This window comes from Dactylosporangium sp. NPDC051485 (genome assembly GCF_040682015.1).
Taxonomy (GTDB): domain Bacteria; phylum Actinomycetota; class Actinomycetes; order Mycobacteriales; family Micromonosporaceae; genus Dactylosporangium.
The window spans coordinates 121,286-129,964 of the sequence record NZ_JBFAZW010000019.1 but is presented as its reverse complement, the minus strand read 5'-3'; the positions used below and the strand labels follow the sequence as shown (position 1 = coordinate 129,964).

General features: G+C 69.1%; 5 protein-coding genes. 1 reads left to right on the top strand and 4 read right to left on the bottom strand.

All coding sequences use genetic code 11. The features are described from left to right. Positions 1 to 90: 90 nt before the first annotated feature. From AB0M46_RS13920 to AB0M46_RS13905, 4 genes are all read right to left on the bottom strand, one after another. Positions 91 to 237 (bottom strand): hypothetical protein, encoded by a 147-nt coding sequence (locus AB0M46_RS13920; protein ID WP_363335754.1) that lies wholly within the window; start codon positions 235 to 237, stop codon positions 91 to 93. Between the two features lie 117 nt (positions 238 to 354). After that, entirely contained in the window at positions 355 to 1,563 is a 1,209-nt protein-coding gene (locus AB0M46_RS13915) for a cytochrome P450 (protein ID WP_363335752.1), read from the bottom strand. 132 nt (positions 1,564 to 1,695) lie between these two features. Beyond that, on the bottom strand, positions 1,696 to 3,003 hold the full coding sequence (locus AB0M46_RS13910) for a hypothetical protein (protein ID WP_363335750.1): 1,308 nt from the start codon (positions 3,001 to 3,003) through the stop codon (positions 1,696 to 1,698). A gap of 93 nt (positions 3,004 to 3,096) precedes the next feature. Further along, positions 3,097 to 6,474, bottom strand: coding sequence for a ThuA domain-containing protein (locus AB0M46_RS13905; protein ID WP_363335748.1), 3,378 nt, complete (start codon positions 6,472 to 6,474; stop codon positions 3,097 to 3,099). 1,556 nt (positions 6,475 to 8,030) lie between these two features. Here AB0M46_RS13905 and AB0M46_RS13900 point away from each other — a divergent pair. Continuing rightward, positions 8,031 to 8,679 (top strand): hypothetical protein (locus AB0M46_RS13900; protein ID WP_363335746.1); only part of this gene is annotated, 649 nt, incomplete at its 3' end.

The following is an 8,679-nucleotide window of genomic DNA, read 5'->3' as shown; positions in this document are numbered from 1 at the left end:
GTCGGGTTGGGACCCGAGTAGCCCGGTCGCTGCGCCGGGGCAAGGTCAACGCGATCGGCGTGCTGCTCACCGACGACCTGTCGATGGCGTTCACCGACCCCTATGTGATGGCCGTCCTGCGGCGAACACCAGCGCGAGGGCGGCGGGCAGGGGCGGGAGCACGGTCGCGGCGGCGGCCGCCGCCAGGCCCCCCGCGAGCAGCGAGCCGCCGAGGCGGAGGCGGAGGTGGTCACCCATGGCCCGTCGAGTATCACACCCCGGGTCCCCAGATCCCGGCCTCGTACCGCAGATCATCGACGGGAAGCTGGGCCTCGGCCGTTCTTGCAAGAACGGCCGGCGCGCGGGCCGTCCGGGTCAGACGGCCGCGGTGCGTCTCGCCGTCAGGGCGACCGGCAGCCTGGTCGGGCTGACCATCACCCAGGGGTTGCGGAACTCGGCGGGCTCGGCGGCGTCGACGGCGATGTCGGCGTACCGGTCCAGCAGGATCTCCATGGCGATCCGCGCCTCCAGCCGGGCCAGCGGGGCGCCGAGGCAGAAGTGCAGCCCATGGCCGAAGCCGAGGTGCGGGTTGGGCGCCCGGCGCGGGTCGAAGCGGGTCGGGTCGGCGAAGACCCGCTCGTCGCGGTTGGCGGCCGCGAGCCAGGTGATGACCACCGAGCCGGCCGGGACGGCGGTCTCGCCCACCGCGGCGTCGGTGGTCGCCCGCCGGGCCAGCCGCGGGAACGGCGTGTACAGCCGCACGACCTCCTCGATCGCCCCCGGCAGCAGCGAGCGGTCGGCCCGCACCTCGGCGGCGGCGTCCGGATGCGCGTCGAGGCACAGCACCGTGTTGCCCAGGGTCGCCGTCGTGGTGATGTGCCCGGCGAGCAGCAGGAGCCCGACGAACCCGACGATCTCCTCGTCCGACAGGCGGGTGCCGTCGGCCTCGGCGAGCACGAGCCGGCCGATGAGGTCCTCGCCCGGGTCGGCCCGGCGGGCGCGGATGTGCGCCAGCAGGTAGGTGTTCATCTCCCGCAGCGCCGGTGCGACCGCGTCCACCGCGTCCTTGCTGGTCAGCGAGGTCATTGCGTCGTCGGGGCCGGCGTCGGAGCGCTCGAACAGGCGGTCGGCCCAGGTGCGGAACAGCGGGCGATCCTCCGCGGGGATGCCGAGCAGCTCGGCGATCACGATCACCGGCAGCGGATAGGCGAGGTCCTCGATGAGGTCGATGCGCCGCTCGCCGGCCCGCTGGTCCAGCAGCCCGGTCGTCACCTCGGCGATGCGGGGCGCCAGGCCGGCCACCGTCCTCGGGGTGAACGCCTGGCCGACCAGGCGGCGCAGGGTGTCGTGCCGAGGTGGGTCCATCCGCACGAAGTTGCCGCGCTGGAACAGGTCCAGGTCCTCCTGCTGGGGAACCAGGTCGCCGAGGTCGGAGGAGAACGTCGCGGTGTCGGCGAGCACCGCGACGATCTCGGGGTGACCGAGGACGGTGCAGCACCGTCGCTCGTCGTCGTAGTACGCCGGACCGCGCCGGCGAGCCTGCTCCAGCCATGCGTGCAGGTCGGACAGGGTGAGGGTCGGCATGGCGCATCACACTTTCGCGTGTGTCGGGGTCACGGGCCGCTCGCCGCCCGCACGGGCTACCCGGCCGTCCCGGCACCAAACCGGAAGAAAGCCGCCCCGGACGGCACCGGGGCGGCCTTCGCTTTCGGGTGATCAGCCGCGCAGGTTGGTCATGCCGGCCGCGCTGATCTTCGAGAACCGCAGGGACTGGCCCGGGTCGGCGTTGCCGCCGGGGGCGTTGTCCTGCTCGTAGTTCGAGTTGTGGTAGCCCTTGGCCCCGATGCCGCGGTAGAAGCCCTTGTAGTTGATGTCACTGCGGGCGTCGGCGAACGGCACCATCGTGTAGCCGTCGCCCACGCCGTCGGCCTGGCCGGTGGCGTCGCCGTCCTTGGCGTGGAACAGCGCGTACCGCTGGGTCTGCTTGGCGACCTGGGCGGTCGGGTCGAAGATGTCCTCGACGCGGTTGCCCTCCCAGTCGTAGCGCCAGCGGTGCTGGTGCTGCGCCACGTGCGCCCAGTAGACGTCCATCTCGATGAGGACGAGGCTGGGGTCGGTGATGTCGAGGTAGTGCTGCATGAGCCGCTTGCCGGACTCGCCGCGGACCTGGATCGGGGCGATCGGCGCACCGGTGATGCGGTGCTGCGTGACGGTGACCATCGGGCCGTCCTGCAGGAAGTTGTACGCCGGGGAGTGGTTGTGGGTGTACATGTGGATGCCCCACTGCCCGACGGCGATCTCGTTCAGCGCCTGCCACTTCTCGCCCGCGACGGTCCACGGCTCGATGTTGCGGTTGTTCGCGCTCGTCGGGTCGTTGCCCGTGCCCATGAACGGCATGCCCAGGACCGCCGCGAACTCCAGCTCGGCCTGCAGCCGGTTGTAGTCCTCGGTGGTCATCTTGCCGCCGGCGCTGCCCGGGCCGTTCCAGGTGTTCGGGACGTACCCGTGGTTGCCGATCGCCTCCAGGCCGTACGCGTCGAGGAAGCCGCGCAGGGTGCGGGCGTAGGCCACGTAGGCCGCGCGCGACTCCGGGGTGGTGACCCCGCCCGGCGCCGGGTTGGGGACGTTGCCCCCGGGGTTGGCGGCGTGCTGGCCGTAGCCGGCGAACTCGATCTGCTTGAAGCCGCACTTGGCCAGGAACTCGAACAGCTCCAGCCAGCCGCCCGGCAGCGGGACCAGCGGGCCGAGGTCGCTCAGGTCCTTCGGGAAGTTGGGGCCGCCCAGGTAGCCCATCGTCGGCGACACGCCGAGCGCCCGGCTCGCGGCGATGCCGAGGCGGGTCGGCACGTCGCGCTGGGTGTAGGTGATCGTGCCGAGCTTGCCGCCGGGGATGAGCCGGCCGTTGGCGGCGCCGGCCAGCGACGGGGAGAACACGGACGCGGGGCCGATCGGGCTGAAGACGGCCGCTGCGGTGAGGCCCGCACCGGTCAGGAACCGGCGACGGCTGACATTGCCGAGGGACATCGTTGCTCCTCTTCGTTGTTGTGCGGGGTGTGCGGCCCGGGGCGGGGCGCGCCGAGTGACAGGGGTTCACGCGCCCCGCCCCGGTGGGTGGTGCTAGGGCGCCTTCACGCCCTGGCCGCCGAACTCCACCCAGTTGAGGTTGAAGTAGTTGTTCGTCGGACCGCCCGCGACAGGACGGAACACCAGGTAGATCCGGTGTGCGCCGCCAGGGTTGGTGATCGGGAAGGTCTGGCTGGCGTAGGTGGTCGCGTTCGCGGTGGGCGCGATCGTGACCGTGGTGAGGACGGGCCCGTTGACGGCGTCGAGGCGGACCTCGACGGCCCCGGTGCCGGCCGCGCCGCTGCCGCCGGAGGTTCGCAACGTCAGCGAGTCGATGTTGGTGAGGTCGATCGTCCCGTTGAGGGCGATCCAGTCACCGCTGCCGATGCCGTTGCGCTGCAGCCCGCCGCCGACGTCCGCGGTCGCCGCGGTGCCGGTGCCGAACTGGTCGATGGCCCACTCGACCTCCTGCTTCTTCTGCCGGATGATCGCCTGGTCGACGCTGGTCAGCGCCGGGATGCCGCCGGGACCGCCCTTGTCGGTGTACGACGCGCTGATCACGCCGAACACGTTGCCGCCGTGCGACTCGTCCTCGACGAGGGTCGGCAGCGTGCCCGAGCAGCCGGTCGTGCTGGACTCCGCGTGGCCGTGGCTGTCGTGGCCGAGCACGAACGTCACCTGGACGCGGGAGCAGTCGATCTGGCCGTCCTGCGGATCGGTGACCGTCACCTTGAACGGGATCGTGTCGCCGAAGGCGAACAGGCCGCCCTCGGTCGGCACGGTGACCTTGACCGTCGGCGAGGTGTTTCCGACGGTGATGGTCGTGTTGGCCGAGGCCGTCTTGCCGCTGGAGTCGGTCACGGTCAGTCGCGCCGTGTAGACCCCGTTGGTGGTGTACGTGAAGGTCGGGTTCGGGTCGGTCGAGTCGGTCGTGCCGTTGCCGTCGAAGTCCCATGCGAACTTGATGGAGTCGGCCGGGTCCGGGTCGTAGGAGCCCTCGCTGGAGAAGTTGACCGTGAGCGGCCCGACGCCGTCGGTCGGTGTGGCGGCGAGCTTCGCGATCGGCGACCGCGTGCCCTTGACGTAGCTGAACTTCACCATCAGCGCGTCGGGGTTGGCCGTGAAGAAGCCGTCGCCGTACGTCAGCAGGTAGAAGTTGCCGTCCTTGCCCCACTTCATGTCCATCGGGTTGTCGCACAGGAACGGACGGGCCGTCGTCGGGGGGCCGTCGCCGCAGCTGAGCAGGTCGTTGATCTTGAAGACCTTCCCGTCCGAGTCCAGCCGGATCTCCTTCAGGAAGTCCCGGGTGAACTCGCCGAAGAAGATGGAGTTGTTGTAGTACTCCGGGAACTTCGTCGGGTTCGGGTTGTTCTTGTCGTACTCGTACTTGGCCGCGCCGTGCGGGCCGACGCCGCCGGTGCCGAGCTCCGGGAAGAGCTGCGGGCACTTACCGGGCGGGCTCTGCATGTAGTACGCCGGGCAGGGCGTGCCGAGCGGGTTGGCCGTGTTGTTGTCCTGGAACGAGTACCAGATGTCCGGCTGCGCGATCGGCGGCGAGTAGGTCAGGCCCGTGTTCCACCGCGAGGTGTTCTCGGGACCGCGGGTCGGGTTGTTGCACTCGAACGGCCGCGGCGGGTTGTCCAGCGGCGTCGAGGTGTTGAAGTTCCACCGGTAGTACGGCAGGTCCGGCGAGTAGCACAGCGGCCAGCCGTAGTTGGACGGCTTGCGCACGATCTCCACGCGGCCGGTGCCCGCCGGGCCGCGGTTCACCTGCGGCGTCGAGGAGTCCGGCGAGTAGTCGGTGATGTACGCGACGCCGTCGCTGTCCACCGTGATGCGGAACGGGTTGCGGAAGCCCATGGCGTAGATCTCGGGCCGGGTCTTGCCGCCGCCCTCCTCCTTGCCGGTGAACAGGTTGCCGGCCGGAATGGTGTACGAGCCGTCGTCCTGGACGTTGATGCGCAGGACCTTGCCCCGCAGGTCGTTGGTGTTCAGGGCCGAGCGCCGGGCGTCGACGTACGGGGCGTTGTACAGCCCGGCCGCCGTCATCTGGTCGTTGAACGGCGAGAAACCGCCCGAGTTGCCGCCACCGGCCGGCGTGTCGTCGCCGGTCACCATCCACAGGTTGTTGTCCTTGTCGAAGGTGATGTCACCCGCGACGTGGCAGCACGCGCCGCGGTCGACCGGGACCTTCAGGATCTTCTGCTCGGTCGTCACGTCGAGGCGCGGCTTGTCCCCGTCCACGAACTTGAACCGGGACAGCTGGAAGTAGCCCTTCCAGGGGTCCCAGACGCTCGGGTCGGCGCCGGTGGTCGGCGAGTTCGCGGTCGGCGTCGTCGCCGGGTACGGCGCCTCCTGGGTCGCCGGGGAGTAGTACAGGTAGACCCAGTGGTTGTTGGCGAAGTCGTTGTCGACGGCCGGCCCGTACATGCCGTCCTCGCTCGCCATGTAGACCGGGATCTCGGCGAGCACGGAGCTGGTGTTCTTGGCCGGGTCGTGCAGCCGGAGGATGCCGCGGCGGTCGGTCTGGATCACCCGGCCGTCGGGGAGCACGTCAAAGCCGATCGGCTCGCCGACGTTCGGCGGCGCCGCGATGGTTTCCATCTGGTAGTTGGCGAGCACCGTGGCGCCACAGTCGCCGTCGGTCGTGCCGGCCGCCCACTGGATCGCGCCGCCGAGGTGCGCCCGCAGGTCGGTCGTGGAGAAGCTCGCCGGGGTGTCGCCGAGTCCCGTGTAGAAGGAGCGGCCGCCCTTGTAGTCCTTGCACCAGGTGATCGGGTGGTCGAGGCCCATGGTGCCGCCGGAGTAGGTGCTCTCGTCGACGGTCGCCAGCACGTGGGAGAAGCCGCGCACGTTGGACGTGAAGTTGTACCAGGCGTCGCTGCTCTTCCAGTACTCCGGAAGGTTCTTCGACGCCGGGTGCACGCGGTCGGCCACCTTGACCGTGGCCTGGGTGACCTTCGACGAGCCGGACGCCCTGGTGCCCAGCAGGTCGGTCATGAACGACCAGCTCGGCTGCGTCTCGATCGCCGAGTGCACGGCGACGAAGCCGCCTCCGTCGCGGTAGTAGTCCTCGAACGCGGCCTGCTGGCCCGCGTCGAGCACGTCACCGGCGGTGTTGAGGAAGACGACGACGCGGAACTGCTTGAGGTGCGGCGCATCGAACTTGCGCGCGTCGTCGGTCTGCTCGACCGTGAAGCGGAGCTGGTTGCCCAGGTCACGAATCGCCTGGACGCCCGCCTCGGTCGACGGTTGTTTCCCGCCGACCGCCTTGGTGAAGACGAGCACCTTGAACTGGTTGCCGTTGTTGCCGGTTGACGGGGGTGCGGCAGCCGCCGGCGTGGTGGCGGCCGCGGGACCGACCAGGACAGAGCCGACGAGCGCGAGCAGACCGGCGAACGCGGTCTTGCGACGGCCGGGAACTCTGAGCATTGAACCTCCTCCGCGGGGTGTTGCCGGACGGTCGAGCCGCCAAGGACCTCGCTGGCAGACGACGTCCGGCCGGGGGAACGGGACGGTGCGGGTGCGGCACGCCCGGAGGGAAGGCGCACAGCGGGTGGGTCGCCGTGGTGGCACGTGGGGTGATGCGGCCGAGATGCGGTCTCGGTGCTCGCCGGGATCCCGCAGCGCGGGGCGAGTGGCCTCTCGGTGACGCGTTGTGGCCACCGTATACGCGGGTCCGAACAAAAGAAAGACTTGAAAATACGAAAGTATCGTTTACTTTGACCGATCTTTCGCTGTGCTCAGCAAAAGTTCCGGGACGCCAGATGGCTCCGCCACGATCAAAGGAGCGCAGAACCCGCCCGCGGCGTTACTCGCCGGGGCGGGGAGATGGTTAATCGATGATTGGCGATGCCTGAAGGCCCGCCGGGCGGCGCCTTGGGTGCGGCCGGGGAGATCCCCACCCCGGCCACACCGTCGACCTTCCGCTCCGCCGCTTCCGACCGCGGGCGCCTTGCGGCCGGACCCTCTGTGCGGCGTGACCGGATAGCCATGCGCTCCAGAGGGGCCGGTCCGGTGGCGGGTGAGACCGTCGCAGGCATGGCGGGCCCGCGTTCACGACGCGGCCCGCCCCCTCCGGCTTGTAACATTGCTGAAACATCGCCGTGCTGCGAGGGACGCTACTTCCTACCATTCGGTATGTCCAGGGCTTCGGTCGGAAGCCGCAGATCTTTCGCTGACTCCAGCAAAAGTGGCAGGCTGGGCGGTCCGGGGTTGCCGCAGCGGTACGTTCACGCTGCTTCGACGTGCGCCGGTCGCGACGCACCGAGATGGAAACGCGGGCCCGGGAGAATCTCCCGGGCCCGCGTTTTGCCTGCTAGAGGCAGTTGAGCCGCCTGACGGAATCGAACCGTCGACCTATTCATTACGAGGTGGTCTCGGACGGGGTTCTGGGGGAACCTGAGGGAACCTGGAGGCGCTGTGACCTGCAGAAATGATCCCTCTGGGGCTCTCCAGGTTCCGCCAGATTCCTAAGGGTTCTGCAACCAATCCTGCAACCACGTCGGCTCAGTTTTGGCCGCGGCGCGCGTCGTCGAAGCCTTGCATGTAGCCGAGCAGATATGCCTCGGCGTGGGCCAGTGGGCCAGGGAGTGGCGTCCTGGCCTCGGCGACGCATCTGCTCCGTCGACCTATGGCCCACGCCACACCGAGGACCGCCGCAGACCCCACCATCACGGCAACGAGTTCTCTACCCAGCACGTCGATTGCCACCTCCTGTCGTTCGAGTCCCGAAGTCTCACCCCTGAAACACACTTCGGGACGCGCTGGGACTGGGGCAACCCAACAACCCCTAACGCGAGCTAACTGCCGCGGCGCCTTGACGCAGACGTTCCAGAGCAGGCCGCGCCGTGTTGTGCATCCCACACGGACGGTCCGGACCCTCTGGTGACCGCAAATCGCCCCTCAAGAAAAGGGCGGCCTCGACGGGATTGGGCCCGGCGAGGCCGCTGCCACCTCAACCCGTTCTGGAGACGGAGCTATACGAGATGACAGCACCAGTGTATTTGTCAGGTTCATCCAGGGGCACGCCAGCCGGCACCGCCACCACAGGTGCCCCGCGATCGGCCGGTCGCCGGCTGGAGAGGCTGCTTGCGGAGATCACCGACCTCGAACGCACCCGGCGCTTGATCAACATCGCGGTCTGGGGCATCGCTTTGGGCGTAATGGTGTATGGCGCGATCAACGTCACTGACCTACTCATCGACCATGGCGTCTGGGTGAAGGTTGCCTGGCTACTGTCATTCATGATCGACCTTGCGATGTGCGTCGGGCTGATGGGCGATCGGGTGCTACATCGGTACGGCCGCCGAGACGGCTGGGTTACCGCCTTGCGCTGGATGACCGCTGCGATGACGCTGGTCCTCAACACCGCGAAGCCGGCCCTCGGCAGCGACTGGGTCGGTGTGGGCATCCACACGGCCGGCCCGGTTCTGTTGATGTTGGTTGCGGAGGGTGCGGGCAGCTTCCAGCGGCAACTGACGGAGATCATCCGGCAGTTGCAAGGACAGATTGCCGATGCCGAGATCACGGTGGAGGACTACGTCGCAGCCGTCTCAGCCGCGCCAACAGCGATTCCCGTCTCGGCGCACACGGGTCTCGGCGAGCCGGTTCCTGTCTCGGCGCACACGGGTCTCG

Coding starts and splice junctions, on each gene's coding strand:
- AB0M46_RS13920 (WP_363335754.1), bottom strand. CDS start 237: ATGGGTGACCACCTCCGCCTCCGCCTCGGCGGCTCGCTGCTCGCGGGG.
- AB0M46_RS13915 (WP_363335752.1), bottom strand. CDS start 1,563: ATGCCGACCCTCACCCTGTCCGACCTGCACGCATGGCTGGAGCAGGCT.
- AB0M46_RS13905 (WP_363335748.1), bottom strand. CDS start 6,474: ATGCTCAGAGTTCCCGGCCGTCGCAAGACCGCGTTCGCCGGTCTGCTC.
- AB0M46_RS13910 (WP_363335750.1), bottom strand. CDS start 3,003: ATGTCCCTCGGCAATGTCAGCCGTCGCCGGTTCCTGACCGGTGCGGGC.